Annotated in this window: 20 protein-coding genes and 2 pseudogenes; 8 read left to right on the plus strand and 14 right to left on the minus strand. The window is 37.4% G+C overall.

Annotated features, from left to right (window positions below; translation table 11 throughout):
* From DYY65_RS07460 to DYY65_RS07470, 3 genes and pseudogenes are all read right to left on the minus strand, one after another.
* Positions 1 to 892, minus strand: a pseudogene (locus tag DYY65_RS07460) (hypothetical protein); the annotation flags it as partial.
* A 103-nt stretch (positions 893 to 995) separates the two neighbouring features.
* Positions 996 to 1571, minus strand: coding sequence for a SixA phosphatase family protein (locus DYY65_RS07465; protein WP_201449393.1), 576 nt, complete (start codon positions 1569 to 1571; stop codon positions 996 to 998).
* Positions 1572 to 1629: 58 nt separating this feature from the next.
* Complete coding sequence (locus tag DYY65_RS07470; protein ID WP_162477349.1) at positions 1630 to 1866, minus strand: hypothetical protein; 237 nt, start codon at positions 1864 to 1866, stop codon at positions 1630 to 1632.
* Positions 1867 to 2884: 1018 nt separating this feature from the next.
* On the opposite strand from DYY65_RS07470, the pseudogene DYY65_RS07475 reads away from it, so the two are divergent.
* Positions 2885 to 3148, plus strand: a pseudogene (locus DYY65_RS07475) (phospholipase); the annotation flags it as partial.
* Between the two features lie 351 nt (positions 3149 to 3499).
* Here the strand turns inward: DYY65_RS07475 and DYY65_RS07480 are convergent.
* From DYY65_RS07480 to DYY65_RS07495, 4 genes are all read right to left on the minus strand, one after another.
* Positions 3500 to 3673 (minus strand): hypothetical protein, encoded by a 174-nt coding sequence (locus tag DYY65_RS07480; RefSeq protein WP_162477351.1) that lies wholly within the window; start codon positions 3671 to 3673, stop codon positions 3500 to 3502.
* Between the two features lie 199 nt (positions 3674 to 3872).
* Positions 3873 to 4196 carry a hypothetical protein gene (locus DYY65_RS07485; RefSeq protein WP_162477352.1) on the minus strand — a complete coding sequence of 108 codons (324 nt, stop codon included), beginning with the start codon at positions 4194 to 4196 and terminating at the stop codon, positions 3873 to 3875.
* A gap of 150 nt (positions 4197 to 4346) precedes the next feature.
* Positions 4347 to 4823: a hypothetical protein gene (locus DYY65_RS07490; protein ID WP_162477353.1), complete on the minus strand. Its 477-nt coding sequence runs from the start codon at positions 4821 to 4823 to the stop codon at positions 4347 to 4349.
* A 435-nt stretch (positions 4824 to 5258) separates the two neighbouring features.
* Positions 5259 to 5402 (minus strand): hypothetical protein, encoded by a 144-nt coding sequence (locus tag DYY65_RS07495; protein ID WP_162477354.1) that lies wholly within the window; start codon positions 5400 to 5402, stop codon positions 5259 to 5261.
* A 338-nt stretch (positions 5403 to 5740) separates the two neighbouring features.
* On the opposite strand from DYY65_RS07495, the gene DYY65_RS07500 reads away from it, so the two are divergent.
* Positions 5741 to 6094, plus strand: a complete 354-nt coding sequence (locus tag DYY65_RS07500) for a hypothetical protein (RefSeq protein WP_162477355.1) — start codon at positions 5741 to 5743, stop codon at positions 6092 to 6094.
* 1113 nt (positions 6095 to 7207) lie between these two features.
* Here DYY65_RS07500 and DYY65_RS07505 read toward each other — a convergent pair.
* From DYY65_RS07505 to DYY65_RS07515, 3 genes are all read right to left on the minus strand, one after another.
* A complete protein-coding gene (locus tag DYY65_RS07505) occupies positions 7208 to 8188 on the minus strand; it encodes a 2-hydroxyacid dehydrogenase (protein ID WP_370519323.1) in 981 nt (326 codons plus the stop codon).
* 257 nt (positions 8189 to 8445) lie between these two features.
* Complete coding sequence (locus tag DYY65_RS07510; RefSeq protein ID WP_162477357.1) at positions 8446 to 8898, minus strand: hypothetical protein; 453 nt, start codon at positions 8896 to 8898, stop codon at positions 8446 to 8448.
* Positions 8899 to 10057: 1159 nt separating this feature from the next.
* On the minus strand, positions 10058 to 10417 hold the full coding sequence (locus DYY65_RS07515; protein ID WP_162477358.1) for a hypothetical protein: 360 nt from the start codon (positions 10415 to 10417) through the stop codon (positions 10058 to 10060).
* Between the two features lie 363 nt (positions 10418 to 10780).
* Between DYY65_RS07515 and DYY65_RS07520 the strand changes: the two genes are divergently transcribed.
* The 4 genes from DYY65_RS07520 (at position 10781) to DYY65_RS07535 (ending at position 12707) form a co-directional block, all read left to right on the plus strand.
* The gene (locus DYY65_RS07520; protein WP_162477359.1) at positions 10781 to 10963 is read left to right on the plus strand and encodes a DUF1059 domain-containing protein; all 183 of its coding nucleotides are present in this window, start codon (positions 10781 to 10783) and stop codon (positions 10961 to 10963) included.
* Between the two features lie 225 nt (positions 10964 to 11188).
* Positions 11189 to 11911 carry a M48 family metallopeptidase gene (locus DYY65_RS07525; protein ID WP_201449394.1) on the plus strand — a complete coding sequence of 241 codons (723 nt, stop codon included), beginning with the start codon at positions 11189 to 11191 and terminating at the stop codon, positions 11909 to 11911.
* Positions 11912 to 12042: 131 nt separating this feature from the next.
* Entirely contained in the window at positions 12043 to 12195 is a 153-nt protein-coding gene (locus DYY65_RS07530) for a hypothetical protein (protein WP_162477361.1), read from the plus strand.
* 173 nt (positions 12196 to 12368) lie between these two features.
* Entirely contained in the window at positions 12369 to 12707 is a 339-nt protein-coding gene (locus DYY65_RS07535; protein WP_162477362.1) for a hypothetical protein, read from the plus strand.
* A 160-nt stretch (positions 12708 to 12867) separates the two neighbouring features.
* On the opposite strand, the gene DYY65_RS07540 is transcribed toward DYY65_RS07535, so the two are convergent.
* Positions 12868 to 13107, minus strand: coding sequence for a hypothetical protein (locus DYY65_RS07540; RefSeq protein WP_162477363.1), 240 nt, complete (start codon positions 13105 to 13107; stop codon positions 12868 to 12870).
* A 737-nt stretch (positions 13108 to 13844) separates the two neighbouring features.
* Positions 13845 to 14132, minus strand: coding sequence for a winged helix-turn-helix domain-containing protein (locus tag DYY65_RS07545; RefSeq protein ID WP_162477364.1), 288 nt, complete (start codon positions 14130 to 14132; stop codon positions 13845 to 13847).
* Between the two features lie 524 nt (positions 14133 to 14656).
* Here DYY65_RS07545 and DYY65_RS07550 point away from each other — a divergent pair.
* On the plus strand, positions 14657 to 15091 hold the full coding sequence (locus DYY65_RS07550; RefSeq protein WP_162477365.1) for a hypothetical protein: 435 nt from the start codon (positions 14657 to 14659) through the stop codon (positions 15089 to 15091).
* Between the two features lie 51 nt (positions 15092 to 15142).
* Here the strand turns inward: DYY65_RS07550 and DYY65_RS07555 are convergent, their stop codons facing one another.
* Positions 15143 to 15397, minus strand: a complete 255-nt coding sequence (locus DYY65_RS07555) for a hypothetical protein (RefSeq protein ID WP_162477366.1) — start codon at positions 15395 to 15397, stop codon at positions 15143 to 15145.
* Positions 15398 to 16605: 1208 nt separating this feature from the next.
* Between DYY65_RS07555 and DYY65_RS07560 the strand changes: the two genes are divergently transcribed.
* Positions 16606 to 17919 carry a PQQ-dependent sugar dehydrogenase gene (locus tag DYY65_RS07560; protein ID WP_162477367.1) on the plus strand — a complete coding sequence of 438 codons (1314 nt, stop codon included), beginning with the start codon at positions 16606 to 16608 and terminating at the stop codon, positions 17917 to 17919.
* Between the two features lie 876 nt (positions 17920 to 18795).
* Here the strand turns inward: DYY65_RS07560 and DYY65_RS07565 are convergent.
* The gene (locus tag DYY65_RS07565; protein WP_370519324.1) at positions 18796 to 20148 is read right to left on the minus strand and encodes a right-handed parallel beta-helix repeat-containing protein; all 1353 of its coding nucleotides are present in this window, start codon (positions 20146 to 20148) and stop codon (positions 18796 to 18798) included.
* Positions 20149 to 20561: the final 413 nt, after the last annotated feature.

The raw sequence follows: 20561 nt of genomic DNA on the forward strand, positions 1-20561 counted from the left end.
AGGATTCGTAAATATAATTAATAATAGATGATAAATTATGATGGGGCTCATATATCTCTGAGAATAATAGTTCTAGTCTATCGTAAACATCTTCTAGCTCGTACGAATAAGTTTTTGTATTTTTATCAGGTACATATAACGAGTTAGGTTTCCCATCCTTTCCTCGTGGAAGGAAGTAGGTGACATTCTGAAATGGCTTTAATTCCAGGTCGAGAATTTCAAAGGACTTTTGCTTTGATATTTTCTTATGTGCGGTTTCATCTTCATGAATGTGCAATAAGTCCTGGTCCTTAGTGTTGAAAAGTATTAGTACATATTGGTCTCTTTTAAGTTTTTGATATATGGATTGCAAAAGAAACATAAGATAAGATGTTTTTGAATTCCCTGAAATCCCTGACGCATTAACATGTGCTGTATCAGGTCCCAATAAATACGAAATGTCCAAAGAAATAGGTACACTTAGGCCATTACTATTTTCTATTATTCCTGCAGGGATCGGCTCTGTCATATGTGGAATACCCAAAGCAGTTTTTATCTCTTCACTGCTGGCGAATCGAACTGGTTTTTCAAATCCGACCGGTAAATTTATTGTGCGTCCTGGATTAGTCTTTTTTGTATTTGCCGTATTTGCTGTTGCGGTGGCCATCACAACTGCTCTGGCCATAATACCAGCTCGAACATTCAATTTACTTTTGGGCCGAACATTGCGGCTATCTGCGTCCGCAACAAAAGTTCTCAAGTATTGTACCATTCCTATACTTTCAGTATTACATACATTCTTTACAGTGACAAAATCAAACGGATTAACAATCACGTTCGGTTTAAGTGCAAACCAAAAGCTGTCTACCGTGTTGGGAAACTCATTAGAAGCAATTGTTTTTCCTATTTTCATACACTACAAATATCTACATCGATATTATCTATTTCAGGCTTAGAATATATTATGTCATTGCCATCCCACAGATTTGTTTACAGAACTTCCAGATTTGTTGTAGTTATCTTTGAGAACATTGTAGTAGTTTCAAAATCCTTGGTGTCATCAGCCATCTTATTTCCCCGCGCATCGTAGGCGTCAATGAAACCAATCTTATTTTGGCAAATCCGGCTTTTTTTAGAAATATGCCTCGAGATAGTTCTGCTATAGCTTGTTTCCTCATAACAGAGGTTCTCTTCATCTGATGCCTATTTTCATAATATATAATTTCATACATCAAATCTGAAAGGTATGGCTTGTGACCAACAATTAGAATAGATGAGTTAAGCGGATAGCGCAGTAATTTTTCTGATAACTTTGCGCTGCTACCCTCCGGAGCTAATTCGTTACAGACCGAGATTTTACTTTCCATACCTAATGCTTTTGAGAGTATTTTCGCAGTTTGTGTAGCATGTTTAAGAGGACTAGTAAGAATCGCAGTAATTTGCAAGTTTAATGTCTTAATAGACCTTGCCACTATTGCTATTTCTTTTTTTGCACTTTCTGTGAGGGCCATATCACTAGTACCACCAGAAACAAGACTTTTTCCGACATCCCCATGCCTTAGTAAATATAAATCCAAACTTATCCAGACCACGGGTATAGGAATGTTTTAGGTCTTGTTGCCCTTACTCTTATCATTCTTACTTCTCTCCTTACCTTTCTTCTTGCTGATTATTGATAGAATTAATCGTTTTATCAGTCTCCGCTAAATCTGTCTCAAGCCTCATTATCTGCGATTGAAGTTGCATAATCGGTTCTGACAGTTTATGATTTTTATCTATGGTGTTGTCAATCTGTTTGAAATCTTTATTAATCTCTCGTAATTGTGGCTCGGTTCGAATGATTCTTTCAGTAATTTCTTTGTCTTCTTCTGACGATGAATTAGACATAAGAAAAAATATAAAACGAGTTATATATATCTCCTACATGCCAGAATGCATTTTGAATATATTTAGATGTATGTATAAGAAAATATCCGTTCTTATTGATAAGCAGACTCGATTCTTGTAGTCCCAGTAGGCGAAAGTATCTCGATTAAACGAATATAGGATCTTAGAAGAGTAGATCTATAGGCCCTGAATGCAGATGCTTATGTGTGTGCAGGCTTACACACAGATCTAACCCATTAGTATCAAACAGACACATTACTTGCAGAGCATGCTAATTCGGGCGACTTCATTCAGCAATTGCTGGTTCCAGGTTTCCCTCCGTGGGGCCGATTTTGGCTACTACGATCCTTGGTGAAATAATTAGTTTGAGGTAATAGATCTATTTATTACTCTATCCAGTGCAAATAAATTAAACTAATCTTATCGGAGTTGGAAGTTTCATCACCATATGATTATCTAGAACTGGAATTATTTCGGCTAGGATCACAACTGTCTAAGTGATTGTTTGCTTGCGATCGCGGATCTTGTGACCATACAAATTTGCGTGTAGGCTAGCTAGATAAAAAGTATCAAATGTTAAGCTACATCTATAACATACCCACATATGCATATGATGCTGTGTTTCCTTTCTTATCCTATCTTCTCTAAGTGACCTCAGATGAGCAAGGAATTTGTTTATTATTATTATGTTTCATTAATTATTAGTATCTGTTCCTAATAAGCAGATCTCATCCGATAGTTCATAGATCAAATACTGTGAATACCTCATAACAGATCTAATGAAGATAGATCTATATGCTCAACATGAATCATTGGCAAGATAGAGAAGACGAAATTATTAAATCTGGTCGATGAAATAGCTAGTAACTTTAGTTGGAGCGATTACGGTAATATGTTTACTTCTCTCTAGCAGCTTGTTTGTAACATAAAGGGTCCCGCTACTTTGTCCTCGGATGCATCAACAAATACAGAGACTCTAAAACACATTGTTATCCTTTTCCAGTAAAATGTCTCCTTCAATCTCTACTTCAGTACATTGCCTGATGATACTAATCCTACAGATGAGCTGAAATTCACTGCCTCGCCAAATGCGCCCTCAGTCAACGGGTTGATACAAGCACTCTTGACGAACAATCCAAATGGAAACGTTACAATTAATCCATTCAGGCTAGACAGATCAAAATCATTCACTTGTAACATGGACCACGAATATCCTGCTGAACAAAAGGCGTACGACGGTGGGTTTGTGGATAAGTTTGTTGAAAATACGTGGTTGCACTGACGTGGTACACAAAAAACTTGTTTTGGGATATTTGGATGGAAACACAGCCGCTACATTATGGAATTATGCTCAACACTTCGCAATGAGCGACAATTTCTTAATACTATTTACGGCCGTTCTACTCCTGGAGCTCTTAACCGTATTGCTGATATTACCTTAGGGGGATACTATTAATTACAGGAGTCATAAATGGCGCTGTATTAGGAGACGCTGGTTCTAAGATCGACGATTGTTCGGGTAAAGTATTCGACTACAGATGACTGGAGAGAAGGTAAGAGATCTACTTAATGCAATCCCAGCGAGTTAAAGTCAGACTATGAAGCATTTTATACTTCCAGATACTAAGATGAGTCAGGATTTTAACTTGCCGTATATCCATATCCCTACTCCAACTACTAACACTAATATTATCAATCCTGCAATAATTGGGGCTATCACCTTTATTAGGAAGACAATTATCGCAACTATTATTATCAGAACTATGATGCCCACTATTATAGTTGCAGCTGCGGATGCTATACCCAAATGGTACTTCCTCCTTCGATCATCGGAATATTGAGCGATTTTGGGCGATCGTTTTTCAACCATACGAAAAAATGTGTACAAATAAAGTCAACGTGTTGAGCAACGTTCCAACGAAGCGCCATTAGAATCAATATCACATCAGAGACAGCCCGTCTTTGATTATTAACGTGGACTTTAAGGTTAGGTTCATTATAAACGGTCATTGATTCTTCAAATAATCGGATAATTTTACATTTTGTTTTTGTGATTCTGTGTATATCCACATTAAGGTAGTAATTGTGTAAATAGGGATAACACTTCCGAGCACGGGAATGAATTTTATTAGGTTTAGTGCTGTTGACTTTTTATTTCTAGTTATTGTGTAAAGCGCACCCACTATCGCTGCATTGGGTACTTCTCCTATTACAGGAATAGAAAACAATGGTATCTCCAAAAATTCCATGGCGTCAGCAACGACTGAAACGGCTAAAGCAGTGATCGCCCTTGACAGGGAAATTTTTTGCTTCGGGGCTAATAATTGCATGGTATCAATTGTACATTAAGGAATATATATGTATCACTAGCGATATCGCTAGCAATTTGCAGTCTCAATAAAGATGCCTTTCAACTGGNNNATCTCCTCCTGATAGTATCTGGAATACTTGACGGTTGGCTGACTTAGCTGGCGCTAGTATTAAAGTTGCTTTGCTCGAGTTAATTGCGATATACGTTTTTGCAATGATAGCTCAGACTCAGGCACAGGAGACTTTGAAGTGATAATCTGCTGTTCGTCCCTGTCAGTAACGTTGTCAAGGCATCTATCGCAATCGCTCCGATTCTCCAGGTCTAAACCAGAAGAATAAATGCCAAGACCTGCACCATATACTGGAAATGGAATGTAGGAGTATGAGTACGTTGGAAGGTATCCCCCGAAATGAGTTGTCTCGCTTCGTACTCGACATACTAACTTGGATTTATCGCATTGTGCACCCACCACTTTGTCTGACGCTGTTTGATAGTATCCAATAGTTACAGCAGCAATTGCGGCTACGGAGATAATAGAAAGAATCATGATTGTTCCGTGTTCCATGAAATTACCCCACGCTTTAACATCATCTACATATAGTTTGATTTGACATTTAATTAATATTGCCTCGCCATTATTTATCATATGGAGTATTAGTAACATAATATACGGGTCAGTGGTTAGACTGGTGTCTTAAGTCCTTTCAATAGCATACATCACATAAGTGGATTGGGCTGGAATCTAAAATAAGTGACTCATAAATCATCCCTGACGGCGTCCATTTAACATCATCACAATAAACTGAAGTGTGTCAATAGTTGACGGCGCCTCTCGGCCTTGCAGTAAAAAACACCTTGTTTATAAAGCTGTAATTTAGTAAATATCTATAAGTTCATTACAACACTTCAGAGACAGATATCAGATGGCTATTCGAAGCGGCTGTTAAATTCGGAAGAAGCAAGTCTACACCTGTTAGTCTTAACACCATAGGACACGCTTAAGGGAGGATGAAATCAGCATAAATTAACGCTATTCCAGCATTTGATTCCATCAATAAAAAAGGATTGATGTCAGGACGTCTTACGTTAGTGCATCCCGGGCTTTGATTTTTGCTTTATTGAGTGTTTCTGAACTAGGCTTGCCTCGTGCGTGATCTTCTTCTGTCTTGATTTTCGCTTCAGCATCTTGGCTTGCATTTTTTACCTTTTTTGCGATGTCTGTCATACGTGATAATTTGTCCAACATACTATAAATACGCTTTAGATTTATTTTAGTACTCGCTCTGCTTTGAGGTACTTGATGGCTCTAGAAATGGGACCACCAGAAATGTTACCTGACCTTTTCTCCCTGTCTAATCGATATGTTAAAGTCTGGATGCCCCCACACTACTGCACACTATCTTCCGATGTTGTCCGTTAAATTCAACAATTCAATCCGAAGATAAAAAGATCATCTTCTGTAGTCTAACCGTTCCGGCAAGAAAGGGTATTGAACATATATCCGCTGACTTATGAAGACGTGCCAGACTACATTTTAAATAGTAAGAAGCTCAATATAAAGCCATGGATGGAAAATCTTCTTTAGTGGAGCCCGTCAGAAGATGCCTTGCACTAAAGGATGTTGCACCGAAATGGGCAAAAAGGCTGGAGCAAGAAAAGAAATTACCGTTCCCCTTGTCATTGAAGTGGTTCAGGTGGTATTTTGAGCTCGACATGCCATCTAAATGTGTTGTTGGAGAAGCTTATGGTTTCAATTCATCCTATGAAAAAGAATGTGAGGAATGTAACACCCTTGGTTGGCGATTTGGACATTCGTTTTTAGTTAGATCAAGATCTGAGCTAGAGACAGATGTTCAAAATTTCCTAATGCACTGGAACGAAAAACACAGCCCACCAGTCTACTTTAATAGGGATTAAACACACCCTGTCTGCTCTTCGAATTTACTCAACGACTTATTGGTCATAACATTAGTAGAAATCTGCATAGCTTAATTGCTGATTGTACTATTGTCTAAAATATTGGTGTGGCTAGAATTATCACATTTATTACTATTCACGGCTATTTCTAGTTAATTGGTCGAGTCTCTAAGACTCAGACCAGTAATTTTACATCAATGTTGATCATGTATTCAGAGTGAAACAATCCACAAGCGACAAATCGGCTGGTATTTTAGTTTAGTTAAAGCATTTAATCTCATTCCACTAGATGCATACAGCAACACGATTGCTTTAGTACAGACAGACTTAGAAAGTTTAGGAATCTTTTTGATTCGCTTTGACCCTCACTTTTCTTGACAACAATTTGATTATTTTGACGAAACAAGATATCCTCAGCCGGTATCGTTCATTGCTTAAAAATGAGAAATCGCTTTTATAAATGGTTTCTCTTGATATCATTCACAGCTTTTAGCGAAAGCACAAAATTTGAGCTTCTAGAATTCTTTTTGGCATGACACTGCCTTTTACAAATTCTGAAGATTTAGAAAAGAGAATAGCTACCCCAGCATTTATTGTCATAACAAAATTCCTTCATTCATGTTTGTGTCGCTTTCACGCGAGGGATATATAACCTCATGCTTAATTGGGGATCAATACCCATTGTCTTATTGGCTAATTTAATAAAGGATCTGGAACCTTTAGATAATTTCCTACCTATGTGAAATAGTGTGGACCTTCGAGCGTGGGAAGATCTTTGGAAGGCTCTTGCAATAGTCGGAATTGCTAATCTGTTTGCCTTCTTCGTCATTTTTTTTGTGTTGACTTCTGATAATTCTCTCGTTGTTTGGATTCTCATTGTTATAGAAACGGGGTGTTACGTTAGTATCGTACTTGTTCGTCGTCACATCCAACAACTTCTGCGATAAGATGACTATACACTTGAGGGCAAGTCCAAAAAGCCGTTGAGAATGCTCAATATTCTCGGTCGCAATTCGTAAGGTTCATTCTTAGTTTATGTTGGATGTTATAATTTAATAACTAGTGTTCTACCTCGAATTAAAAGCGGTATTCTACGGATCTGGATTCGTCTCACTAATTGATCTGATCATGTTTAGCTACACTCGGGTTAGCAAGAGCAATTGGCCTTCTCTTATGTAAGACCAGAAGCAAATTATTAGCTGCCACTTCAGCCATTTTTGCGCGTGTTGAAACTGTAGCGCTTCCTATGTGTGGTAGCAATACAACGTTTTCCATCTTGAGCAGGAGGTTAGTCTTCAATGGTGGTTCCGTTTCAAACACGTCAAGGCCTGCTCCTGCTATCCATTTGGATTGTAGCGCTTTAATCAAGTGCAACTCATTGATAATATGTCCTCTTGCTGTATTGATTAGGAACGCTGTTTGCTTCATTTGTCTTAGATTTGTCTCATTTATCAAATGATAGGTTCGATTGTTTAAGGTGCAATGTAAGGTTAGGAAATCACTTTCAATCATAATGCTATCGAAATCAACTAGTCTGGCTCCTGTCAGTTTTTCAGATAGAATATTTCTATGTTGATTATGGTAATAGATTTTCATATCGAAGCCCCTTGCCCGACGAGCAACGGCGGATCCGATCCTTCCTAACCCAATGATTCCTAGGGTCTTTCCATATACATCCGAACCTAGTAAGAGTTCTGGATCCCATCCGCCTACCCATTTCTTCTGTATGACGAAGTTGTGTCCTTGGATAATTCGTCTTGGTGTAGCAATAATTAATGCAAATGCAAGATCAGCAGTTGATTCTGTGAGTACATCGCCTGTGCAAGTAACATAGATTCCTCTTTTGGTTGCTTCTTTTATATCGATATGGTCTACTCCTGTGCTATAGGAACTGATGACTTTCAGTCCTTCACCAGCTGCATCCATTACAGTAGCATCGATTTTATCCAGCAGAGTGCATAGGATTGCATGTTTGTTTTTAACTTCCTTTAGAAATTCGCCTTTATCACTTAATTGGTCTTTACCTTTTCCAATAGTAACTAGACATTCCTTTGACAAGATACGTAGAGCGGGTTGTAATATTTTTCTTGTAATGTGGACAGCCCATTTTTTTTTTTTGTGTCATTAATACTGTCCTGCAGAAGGTTCTACATTATATCTCGTTGCATTACTTTTGTTTTAATAAATATTGGTAAAGAACAGCGGACAATAGAGGAGTGTCAAATCGCAGGAGCTTTAACGGGAATGCCATGTCCAATTTTGCGGCAAATTCAAAGAACGGAACCGATCGGCTATCTATCATTAATGTGACATACTCAATCAAACTTTAACTTGCTAATACATTAAAAGATTCAATAATCTGTTAGATCCTCCTGTGCCTTGGTTATTCTATAAATCTGTTGATCTACATCGTTATATTTGCCTACCAGTATATCTCGTATATAAAGAAGTGTACTTTTCTTGGCTATTTCATTTTTTAGTTTTAATACGTCTGAGGTTATTTCGCTAACTCGTGGGGCTATTGATGCGTAGTGCTTTTCACCTTTCTTGGCCAAGGTGTGTAAAAAGCTTTTGACTTCACCCAACTTTTCTCTTTCATAGCCATCCACACCATCATAGATGCTTTCTGCAATTGCATCGAAAGGCATGGGCAAAATATGTAAAGAAGTTCTAAACGCACTTTCAATAATCTTGTCCTTATCTGACTGTCCAGTGATGGGTTTGCTCAGTTTGCTGTTAATTTCTTTGTCAAATATTCTTTCCTTCTCCAGAAGAACATTCCAGGGAGGATATTCCAATGACATTATATCTTAACTTGGAGGCCTGAATCAAAGCGCCAAACTTTTGGGGGGATTTTGAGCCTCAGACGAGCAAATGTTCCATTCATATAAATGCCTTTCAATAGCTTTTTCAATTTCACAAATTCATTCGACATGTGAATGCAATTTTTTGGTTTTCTCTTGTGGATAGTGGATATCGTAGGTTTCATCTTGATACTTTGTAACACGTATGTTATCATATCTACATTCATAGTACTTAACAGGAGGATCATGGCTAATGGTTCCATTTATCCAGACCATCAACGCACCGCAGAGCGGACAATTCATAGTCATTCGCATCTTGACCTTAGCTTAGGTGAGATTAAAACCTTCATTTTTTTCCGTTACGGGTAAATTTGTTTTTGGCGGAGCTTAAAAGGCTGAGTATTTGGTATTCATCCTCGCAAAATGACTACTATTATTAAGATGTGGAGATTAACATCTAGAGCTGAATGGATCCCGTCGTGATGTAAAAATTTATTATAATATGATCCTAGACTTAAATAGCCTACTTCCACATCAATCACATTGTGAACTGCGCATGTTGTGGCTCAGAAATGTTACCTGAGAGTGAACTGGAAAATGCGACAATGTACAAATGTAAAGAGTGTGGCTTGACTAACACAAAGTTGAAGGCTAACGATAAATCAAAATAATCCTTTAGAGCTTCATGCAACGTTTTCAATTCACGACTCTAACCGAACAACGATTGTAACTGTCACCCATTGATGTCCAGGCTCTTCCGAGCTTTTCCCCACCGCAAGCTACTGACGTTAGGCAGAATGCAGGTATATTTTCATTTCAACTTGCTCCGTAAAAGAATTAATCTTTGGAACAAATTGGGATTACGCGGGGAAAATACGCCAGGAAAATAGCAAGATATAAGCTATAAACAATCTGAATTGTTATTTTTTCCGGTGCATTGCCTTCGTACTAACAATTCTCCGCTTATAAACCGCTAATAAGATACGACAAATCCTCGATACAAAATAGAGTAGTTCTACTGCCATATTCCGAGTAGCAAATACGAATTACCACCCTTCTGAATCGACTGATATCATCATCGTTGTGTACTTCCCAAGAAAGAGATCATTACAAATTAAATGGCGCCAACGCAGATATTCGAATTTTACTAATGGAAAGATTAAACCAACTTGACAGGATGTTTTGTTTTTATAATTGCCTTCATTCCGGTATAAACTAGTACCCCCGCCAAAATGTATCCTCCAATTATTAGAATCAAAGCATTAATTGGCTTTGAAAAGGTGGTCATCAGCTTAACGTGAGCTGGGGATAGTGCGTTTCCGAGAATCACGAGCACTCCTAATGCGATACAGGCATACAATGCTTTTGAATACCCTCTCCAAATTAAGGCTGCCAGGATAACGAATGCTACTTCTAAAGCGATAGCCTCACCAAGGAACTTGGGACTTCCAAACGGAATAGCAAATACTCCCAATGCAACAATTAGAACAAGTATAACAAATACCTCGTTGCTTTTCATTCCCCACCTATTGTATTTTACTCTCAATTAAAGGATTACCCACTCGAAAATGAGTATGTTTACAAAGGACGTAATCAGCATGTTTACGAAAGCAATTTTTATCCCAAATGATAGATGTTTTGTCATCCATCAAGAGACTATTTATTGCATGTACTAAAGCAGAAATAACCCCCTCGACCTATCAAAAACTCATAGTATATGCTTTAAGAACTAATGCCAAATCCATCTAATCAATCAAATGAACCTATATTTTGTATGGAGTTCAACTAAAATTAAAATCAACTTCTAGTCGCCTGATAAATATTCTGAATAAACCACTTATCGTTAAATAACTTAATGACCATGCCTTAATAGATATCAACGATGCTGTCATTAGCATGTCGTGACATAGGATTGGCGGATTGTGAATTTGTAGCTACAGGGATCACAGAGGAAGAGTTGTGGAAAAAAGGAAGCGAACACATATTAAAAATTCATGGCACCGAGGACGCAGATATAACTCCTCAGTTTAAACAAAAGGATCGTCAATATATCAAGTTTACATAGCATACTAGAGTTTCAGCAGGATAACGACTTTTGCCTTGGAACAATCCTAAACCATAGAATTGCCTAAAACATAAGTTAGGAGCTCATTTAAGCCATAACGCCGAATGGGAAAAGTAACAAACAAAGGAATGAAACTTTTGTATGCTTGTGATATGCCCATTTTTCACTTGATTTTATGGATAATAAATTCAAATATTAGCACCGGTATCAGTCTAGAGAAAGCACTTGTCTTTGCCTATTAGGCTGCCAGGCGGTAAAACACTTGAAATACAGCTTCAGAAAAGTAAGAGAGCAAAACATCTGTCCTTAAAGGCGAAAATTACCGGCTTTTATCTAGTGATGCCCGTGTTTCACAGCTTGGATAATGAGGAATTAATGAAATTCATTAACAATAAAAAAACATGGATATCCAAAACTTCCTGGTATTATGAATCTCTCAGAAGCAAGTACGGTGAGGAGACATTCAAACCAGAGACTATCCTTTATCTAGGCAAGCGATACAATCTACGAGTAACACGAGGTTCGACTTTTACTGCAACTGTATCTGACAATCTAAATGCAATAACATTTCACGTCCCTGATAAACGAAAATTCAAAAAAGATATCAAGCATTGGTATTCGAAAGAGACTACTAGGATAGTTTTGGAACGTCTCAGCATCTTGAGACAAAGGGATGGAAACCTTCCTTCATATAATAAAATCCTTATACGAGAAAACCGTTCGCGATGGGCGAGTTGCTCAAAAAATGGAAATTTAAGCTTTAACATACATCTGAGCTCCCTGCCATTAGAATTAGTTGATTATATTATAATTCATGAATTAGCTCATCTCATACAGCTTAACCATTCCAAAGAATTTTGGAAAATAGTTGAATTATGTGACCCTGATTTCCGCCAACATAAGCTACTACTACGCGAATATGAAGCCGTACCGCACATTACGACGTAGTCATCTCTGTGAATCGTAGCATTTTCAAGCTGCAAAACATAACGAAAGCATACCTCTTGAGAGCTAACTTCGAACTAGGTACAATTCAGAAAAAAGCTTAATTCATGGACTTCAGAGGAGCGCACAACAAAATGGAAATCAAGCAGCCTATGATGTTAAAAAGTGCGACAAATAAAAAATTACCTGAAGCGGAACTGCAGATAGGCTCAACTCACAAAGTTCAAACTTCTAAAGTCAATATTAGAACCTTTGAACTTGAAAGACATAGAATGCCACCTCCGTGAAGTAAAGGAATAGTCTGATCACAAAAAAAATATAATTTGGGCTTCTATCTCCGTGCTATTCATACTAAAAAATAATTATCCCTACGTAGCAATTAATTCTTTTAATGAATCAAACCTTTGACTAACACCATGGTCAAAATGCATAAAATGAGCATTGTACATCATAATATCATATGCATCCGTACAAGTCAGTAATATTAGGTCTTTTACTGTCAGGGGCCACAATACTAGGTTATACCTTAGGCCAAGCTTTGTTTATGCGAGATCAGATTGCTGACGACCATGATACTATAAACAAATGTTACGCAGTGCTAAATCACTCATCCAACCCACCTGCGACAGACGCGCTAGTAGAATGCCAACAGCTTGAACAAATTACTGCGGATCATGAAAGCTATCTTGGAACCATTTATGATATCATGATTGTTGGAATATTGTTATTAGCAGGTAGCGCAGGGGTTACAGTATACTATTCGACATTCCAGAAATCCAATCCGATAAATAGCATGTAATCGGACAGGACTCAACTCAAATAAGGAATTAACATAAGAATTGCTAAATGATGGATCACAAAGCTTTCAATATTAAAAAAAAGTGCTACTTCTTGTTCAGGCATAGATCATAGCTCACTACACGTCTTTCAAGGTTTGTGTTCTCGTAAGGATGTTTCTATTATGGGACTGTTGAGTTTTGCATTATTTTGTTGACAGCGCTACTAGCGTTACTGATTGACGATTGGCAATTACCATTTATGCATTCCATTGTATGGCACTCAGATCCATCACACGAAGTAGTGGTCTTCTTGGTATTGACTGATTCAGCCTTTGCCAGTTGGACATTTTCTACCAAAGCAATTGAGATCGAGGCTACAGCTATTAATGCCAATCCCAAAATTGCGATACTAAATTTCATCTTACGAAGAGGATCTGGTTCATATTATATTTCACTTGAGATAATAATTGCTATTCCTATATCCAAGTAGATTTCTCTGAGAAAAGTACACATTACATTTGGAGATTTGGCGGTTTCATAGCAGAGTTCCTCTTCGTTCAGCTACTCGTATAGTTCTGCGTATTCTTGGTCAAGGTTTGTGACATTATGTTGGATAATTACTCAATAACGATCTTTTACCCTCAGTCGTTTTAAACGCGTTTTCCTGCAAGACTTTAGTTCCATAAAATATATAATTTGTAAAGTGGGTTAGTATGGTTATATTCAATGACTGAAGTTCTGCTTAAAACTTGCGATTGCCTATGATGGCATCTAATATAATTATTTGTTGGTTTAGATGTCAATTAAAGTTTCAAACAGAGATCAATCCCACTAGTCTAATACATGTATTGAATGTACCATGTGTGTGTCATAACTCCTACTTTATTCCACCAAATAGAATGTGGGAAGAGGGTACAGTTTGGATTGTAACAACATAGCTAGAGTACCAACTTCAAAGTAGGAAATAATTAGTAGTCTTGACATCCACATGTAGTAACTATGGTCCTGCTTACCATACAAATGGTAATGAAATCAAAAGTAAGCATCCTTCTGGTCTGTAATTTAATCTCTTTCTGTATATAATTCCCTCAACAAATATTCAAATTATTAATAAAAAACCTAAAGACTTAATAGAACAAAAAAGAATCTTTAACCTTTCAGTAAGCCAATGCTTCTTTTCTATTACTGAATTTAGTACTGATTGGGTTTAACTCCTGAGCTTTGCTATAGATACGCAAGAAGTTCATACCCTTTTCAGTAGTTTTGAATGTTCTTTCACCGTCAAGATACTGGATAAGGCCCCTCTCGATAAGGAGTGTAAGATACTCCTTAGTAACTGTATGGGAAATGTAAACATCATACATAATTTTCGTAAGGCGAACCCTATTCCCGTTGGCACTCTCAAGGATTTGGGCTATTATCTCATTTTTGTCCCTATACTTCATAGTGTTACTTTTTATACTACACTGTCGAATAAAAATGTTGTCGACTGAATCGACTAGAACATATATACACATAAATAAGTGATCTAGGACGTTGTCTAGCCCAAAAAACTATTCGGAAACTCGGCTTCACTAGGAAACGGCTCTGAAAATTTATTTCAGACGGCCTCGAGTTTGGCAGTTTAAATACTATGCAAAGCTCGAGATGCTCTGAGATTTAGATTTAGTCTAATCTCAATAATATACGTTCTTGAGAGTTGCGCAATCTTTCTGGGCTATTGGCTCCCATTTAGAATCCAATTTTGATGTGTTTTCAAGAGCAACCGAGTGCTTAGATATAAAACCATGACGGGAGCTTGCCACAAAAAGCACTCAGTTTGATTAACAATATTAGGATGATTCAAATCAATCTGAAGCGAGCAAGTGGCTAGCCTTGTGGTCGTGAGTGATATTCTCTTTACCAAACAAAGTATCTCTTGTCAACTTCCTACTAAAAGTTTTAATAAGGTATCGCAGTTTGCACTTCATTGGCGGGAAGCCTGAACACTCACCAAACAAATCCTCCTGCTGATGACTACTTTCAAAATTTCTGCGCACAGATTATTGATAAGCATTACTTTATAAGATCTGCAGCGATCGCCGATAATGTAGGTCATTTGATGGCAGCTGCATATAGAAAAAATTTAGTGCCATTGATGACTTTTGAGGATTCTGCGAGGGCAGCAGCTCAGGCCGCGATTAGGGCTGCTACGAGAAACAAATTCAAATCAAAGATAGGTGAGCTACAATTTTCGATCAGTAGATATGAGAAACTAGTCAGAGCTACCATCCCAATCAAGAATGATGAAAAGCTAAGATTCTTGTTATTGCTAACCTTCGATATTGAGGTTGAGGCAGATACTATAATCTTGAGGAAAATATTGCCTCTACTATCAGAGAATAAAGAATACTTCATTCAGTAATAAAAATTACATATCTACAGTGGCTGTCTGGATCAATAAACAAATTTTATTCTATGTCAAAAGGTCTAAAGCCATTTTTAATTCGACGATCTCTGATTCGACGGTCGTCTTGTCACCTATTTCTGTTACGTAATTGAGGAGCCTTTCACATGCATCTAGCTCAGCATAAATTATGTCTTTTTTATCAAGGCAAAGATTATGATACGAGTCTACAAATTCGTAGGTTACCTTAGTTCTATTTTTTTCCCGACAACCACACGTCTTCGCTACCACCTTTACGGGGGTCTCTGATTCGGATATATTCATGTGGTTATTTCATATCAATTAAAGTTATGGTGATTATTAATGGTTTCGAGAGTCCATTTGAATTAAGAGTAAAACTTTGTTATTTAAATATGATTGGGTACTATTGACACTAAATATTGAATTGATAATTATTCTTAATGTTTGATTTACAAGGCTAAAGCTAACTGTAGTACTTACACACATGGGTAGCAGTTTTAGATACTGACATAGGTTACAGTTTTCTGCTTGTTTTTATTCTTGTTATGACATCTATTGAATACAATTGTTTTCCCGGCAGTTTATCTCTGAACAATGTAGTTTCTACTTAAGTCGGCTCAGGTTAGCTGTTTGGAACGAGGGAGAATCGAATTCAATTCGATTTTCCATTTAGAAACTTTAGACAGACTTTCTTAAACCTTAAAGGTCATCTTTAAAGATTAGAATCAGATAAGGTTTGGCATAGGCGAAGAGACGATGATAGTGATTTCAGGCAAGTATCAAAATTAATTAGATTGATAGTTATTGCTATTGTAAGAATGAATAATTCCTGCCTAAAGACTATAAGTTGAGACAAGCTTCGAAGCTTAAAATATTAAATGTAAATTTTGAGTAAAGCATAACTAATTGTAGTACTAAAAGAGCGAATTGAGTGTACTCATCCTTTAGTTACAGTTGAAGCATCTTGCTCGCCTCTGTAGCAAGTTATAGAGATTCACAAGTTGCTGCCTTTGAACTAGTACTGCTACCACTATAAGTCCGTTCGGTTGGGTCAGGAGACCTATCCCCAGTGTTTGGGCTAATAGTACAAGTGTTTGGGGTACCACCTACCCTTTTTAAAGCCTATTACAAGCGTATTCCAGTAATTCCTACAAGCATATGTCATGGCAATATTGTATGTATTCATGCTGAAGTTGAACTGTGCTGCAAAAAAAAGATAGGCCCAATCTAAGCGAATCTTTTTGCGATTATACCGCTCCTTATGAGTGTGACCTATGGTACCATTCTAATACTTTGCAATTCTCCTATTCATTTAAAGATAGCCTTAATTACGTTAACCGCGGGCACCGCTTATACCCAAAATCACACTCTTTCTTAAGCAAGTATTGATTGGGTCCTAGGCAGGAAGTAGTTCGATAGTAAAGCAAAAGCAAAATCAAATATTACCTGAAGCGACAATTTTGTATGATTTGATCGTAAAGGGTCTTGGCCAGAACAAGGAGACACTAACGATGGTTATTATTATTATTATTATTATTATTATTATTATTATTATTATTATTATTATTATCTTAACATCTGGTATACTAATAGCTCGCATCGTTCCCTCAATCATAGCGCAAATACAGAACACGCAAGGATTGCAGCCTGTTATAATGGATCGAAGCCTAAAGGCCGAATTAATCTTCGACGGGCTTCGGAACCCCACGAGCATGGCATTTTTAGGTCGTGACGAAATTTTGGTGCTAGAAAAAGATCAAGGCACAGTACAAGAAATAGTAAACCGTACGATATTGCCGCTACCAATTCTACGGGTGAATATTTCAACTGACGGGGAGCGTGGACTGCTGGGCATAGCTGTTGCTCAGCATCCTGCAACTCAATCTGGTAAATCCAATACGTTTGTATTTCTCTATTACACTGAAAATAAAAATGGCGCTTCAGTAGGGAATCGCGTCTATCGATATTCATTTATTGACAACAAGCTAGTTAACCCGAAGCTTATTTTAAGCCTCCCCGCTGACCCTGGTCCGTTTCATAATGGAGGTAAAGTAATCATTGGGCCCGACAAGAATGTCTATGCTGTAATTGGTGATCTTCTCACTCATAGGACTGAGGCTCAAAATGTGCCTTCGGGCGGACCACCGGACTTAACTAGCGGAGTAATACGAGCAACTCAAGATGGGGAGGTCGTGCCAAATAGTCCACTTGGTAATAATTATCCGTTGAATCGATACTATGCATATGGTATACGCAATAGTTTTGGTTTAGATTTTGATCCGGTTACCAAAAAATTATGGGATACCGAAAATGGTCCCAACTACGGAGATGAGATAAACCTTGTTGAGGCTGGGTTTAATAGTGGTTGGGCCAAAGTACAAGGTATTTGGACTCCCGTAGGATCTATAGGGGGCGAAGATACTGGCCAAGAAAGCGTTCATCCTTCAGACCTAGTCACCTTTGGAGGTAAAGGTAAATACAGTGCCCCAGAATTCATTTGGTCGCAGACTGTAGCGCCTACTGCGCTTAAATTTTTTAATTCAACTTTGTTAGGTAAGCGGTACCAGAATGATCTTTTTGTAGGGGATTATAATAACGGCAACCTATACCACTTCAAGCTAAACCAAAATAGAACACAATTACTACTTAATAGTAAATTTGCAGACAAAATAGCTTATACACCTGAAGATGCTGCTACCTTCATACTTGGCAGCGGCTTTGGCGGAGGTATCACAGACCTACAGGTCGGACCAAATGGTTTCTTATATGTACTTACGTTCGGAGGTTCAATTTACAGAATTGGCCCAAATAACAGTCCAGGTTAAATCAAGGAATTGAACACGATCCCAAAATATCCGATGCAGCCACATGCTATAAATTCTCATATTGTCTTTCCAAGATTGCATATAGAAGTACTCCCAGAACTCTTCGCAGACTACCGCCATGAAAAAGAAATTTTGGTATGGGAATCTAACCAAGTTTTAACAAATTAATACTTTAACTCACAAAATATGAAGAATAATCAATTTAAACTGTCAAAATATGAAGATGATTTCTCATTTTTCATTTTATAGCACCGTGCGGAGTTCCGAGGTAGTCGAGCCATTGGCCAAGGCTTGTTCTCCAAATATCATATCCCAAACCTTGGCCACCAAATTATACCAAGATTAAGTTTGGATATATTACAAAAAGCAGAAAAGAGATACAAACTCTAGCTATATTACGAAATACTATTTGGTATACAAGGGGATATGAGTAATGGATAGATTTAGCCGCTAGACCAACCCACATATAACAAAGCATCCGAATTCGTATGATAAAATGTTAAGCCACTTTAATTTAGAAAAATGGGAAAGATCGTTTATCGCAGATACCACGGATTAATTTTGATGACACATAAAGACAGAACTTTGTGCAGCAATATAGCAAATTTGTTACATTAATAGAGAGCGCAGATTCGTAGTTGCAATGTATCGTAATTGATGCTTATCCATGTTCATGCCTCAACTTCTTCAGAATAGGCTAATTCTGAATCTCATAGCCCCTCTCGTTAATGGGACTGAATTTCAAGTCTCTCAGACGTGCTTAAATGAGATTCACTGGCTGCCTCCTGGAAATGTAGACAAATCATCAGATTTCCCCTTGAACTTCTTGCTAAGACATAGTGATGGCAATATTGAGATTTACAAAACAAATCTTCTTCAATGATGACCATGGTGGCTATGAGTTTTTGTGTTTTGATTTTTTAAATCGTTTGATTGAGATATGCCTGTGTTGTGGTTAGAAGTAGAAGGTGTATTAATAATGCGATTGTTGTAGAAGACGTTTTGGGCACCACTTGATTTTGTGTCTTGCGAGGATATTCCAAAGTGTGAGCAATTTTCAATTGTGTTAGAGTAAAATCTATTCCCAGAAGAGCCGAATGAGACACTAATACCGTACTGTGAGTTTGAAATCGTGTTGTTATAAATATGGTTATTATTTGACTGTGAAACCAGAATGCCTCCTACTTCATTTGAAATAATATTGTTTCTAGCAACAGAATTAGTCATATTTCTGCTAAACATGATACCGGCCTTGTCATTGTGATAAAGTCTATTATTTTCAATTAAGATATTATAGCAATTCAATGAACATATTATTCCCTGGGCACCGTTATCATGAACTATATTATATCTCATTACCATATCATGAGTACCGGTATGAGGGTCCAAGCCATAATTTGCGTTGTTATAAACTTGATTGCCTTGCAACACTATAAAACTCACTCCACTTGAATAGAAACCAAAATAAAGATCGTGAATGCTATTACCGCTTATTAAGCTCCCATTTCCCCCATAATAGTTAAGGCCTCCTGAGCCTACATTAGACGTACTCCCACTTTCGTATCCTAAATATGCAATCTCAGAATTGGTGATATTTGTGGTGCCAGTTGCGTCATGCTCAACTTTGATAAATGGTCTCGGTGCCCCAAAATGGATTATGTAACCATTGGAAGTTGCTCCTTTTGTCCCAGGAGCCACTGCCTCTCTTGAGCCATTAGTTATACTATAATAATTCGTTTTAGGATCCCATGATGTTATTTTTACAGAATCAATGTTAAGCGTTCCATGTACGTCTATGCTATATGGGTGAGTAGAAATGCTTGGATTTACTACTTCTGAGCTTATTTTTAGCCACTTTGTGTCCGTAGAATCAATCGAAAAAGCTGCTCCTTTGCCAACCACCAGGTTGGCGTTCAACAACCAAACACCATTTGGAGTCTGTTTTTCTAATACGGTTGAATCCTCTAAATTTGCTGCTATATCAGAAAGTCTAGTAGTGTTGCTACAACTCACAACTATAGTGTGAGTTATCGAATTGTAAGCGATGCATCCCCTCGAAATATGGGTAGGCCCTCGGGAAGCTAACAAAGTATCGGCCGCCTGTGATTGTCCCTGATTAGCATGTATTATGTGTTTAATCCTTTTAAATTCTGGGACTGTAAGCTGACCCATTGTAAAGCTGGTATTTATAGATGCAAGTAAAGCGGTAACAATGCTAAAGGCGAGCACAATCAATATTGCGTTCCTATGATGATCTTCCAAGCTGTCTTAAACAAAATAGGAGGTGAATATATGTTTTTGAACCATGGATAACAAGTAATAAGCAATTTGTCAAATTTTTTTAACTTACGGATTCGAAATTTAATTTCAATAATATTTCTTATCGAAAGGAAAAGTAGCAAGGCCTTTTATCAGAAATCAAAATAATCAGGCAATTTCATTAAATATAGTCGCGGCCTCAAAAGGCACAATAGGCTATATCAGTAGGCTTATTAAATTTAACAATTTTCACCTCTTGGCATATTTCTGTTATTAAAATAATTGCGAATACAAATATTGAAATATTTGAGATGAAAAGACAACATAACAACCTTAATGGATGAACTAAAGTGTATTTAAGATTAGACGCTTGCCTTGTTCAG

This window comes from Nitrososphaera sp. AFS, assembly GCF_009898475.1.
Classification (GTDB): domain Archaea; phylum Thermoproteota; class Nitrososphaeria; order Nitrososphaerales; family Nitrososphaeraceae; genus Nitrosopolaris.

What these genes read in the sequence shown, in the direction of transcription:
- DYY65_RS07500 (WP_162477355.1), top strand. Translation starts at nt 5,741, where the DNA reads ATGGATGGAAAATCTTCTTTAGTGGAGCCCGTCAGAAGATGCCTTGCA.
- DYY65_RS07515 (WP_162477358.1), bottom strand. Translation starts at nt 10,417, where the DNA reads ATGAAAAGCAACGAGGTATTTGTTATACTTGTTCTAATTGTTGCATTG.
- DYY65_RS07490 (WP_162477353.1), bottom strand. Translation starts at nt 4,823, where the DNA reads ATGATAAATAATGGCGAGGCAATATTAATTAAATGTCAAATCAAACTA.
- DYY65_RS07560 (WP_162477367.1), top strand. Translation starts at nt 16,606, where the DNA reads ATGGTTATTATTATTATTATTATTATTATTATTATTATTATTATTATT.
- DYY65_RS07495 (WP_162477354.1), bottom strand. Translation starts at nt 5,402, where the DNA reads ATGACAGACATCGCAAAAAAGGTAAAAAATGCAAGCCAAGATGCTGAA.
- DYY65_RS07510 (WP_162477357.1), bottom strand. Translation starts at nt 8,898, where the DNA reads ATGTCATTGGAATATCCTCCCTGGAATGTTCTTCTGGAGAAGGAAAGA.
- DYY65_RS07485 (WP_162477352.1), bottom strand. Translation starts at nt 4,196, where the DNA reads ATGCAATTATTAGCCCCGAAGCAAAAAATTTCCCTGTCAAGGGCGATC.
- DYY65_RS07545 (WP_162477364.1), bottom strand. Translation starts at nt 14,132, where the DNA reads ATGAAGTATAGGGACAAAAATGAGATAATAGCCCAAATCCTTGAGAGT.
- DYY65_RS07540 (WP_162477363.1), bottom strand. Translation starts at nt 13,107, where the DNA reads ATGAAATTTAGTATCGCAATTTTGGGATTGGCATTAATAGCTGTAGCC.
- DYY65_RS07530 (WP_162477361.1), top strand. Translation starts at nt 12,043, where the DNA reads ATGGAAATCAAGCAGCCTATGATGTTAAAAAGTGCGACAAATAAAAAA.
- DYY65_RS07520 (WP_162477359.1), top strand. Translation starts at nt 10,781, where the DNA reads ATGCTGTCATTAGCATGTCGTGACATAGGATTGGCGGATTGTGAATTT.
- DYY65_RS07555 (WP_162477366.1), bottom strand. Translation starts at nt 15,397, where the DNA reads ATGAATATATCCGAATCAGAGACCCCCGTAAAGGTGGTAGCGAAGACG.
- DYY65_RS07535 (WP_162477362.1), top strand. Translation starts at nt 12,369, where the DNA reads ATGCATCCGTACAAGTCAGTAATATTAGGTCTTTTACTGTCAGGGGCC.
- DYY65_RS07470 (WP_162477349.1), bottom strand. Translation starts at nt 1,866, where the DNA reads ATGTCTAATTCATCGTCAGAAGAAGACAAAGAAATTACTGAAAGAATC.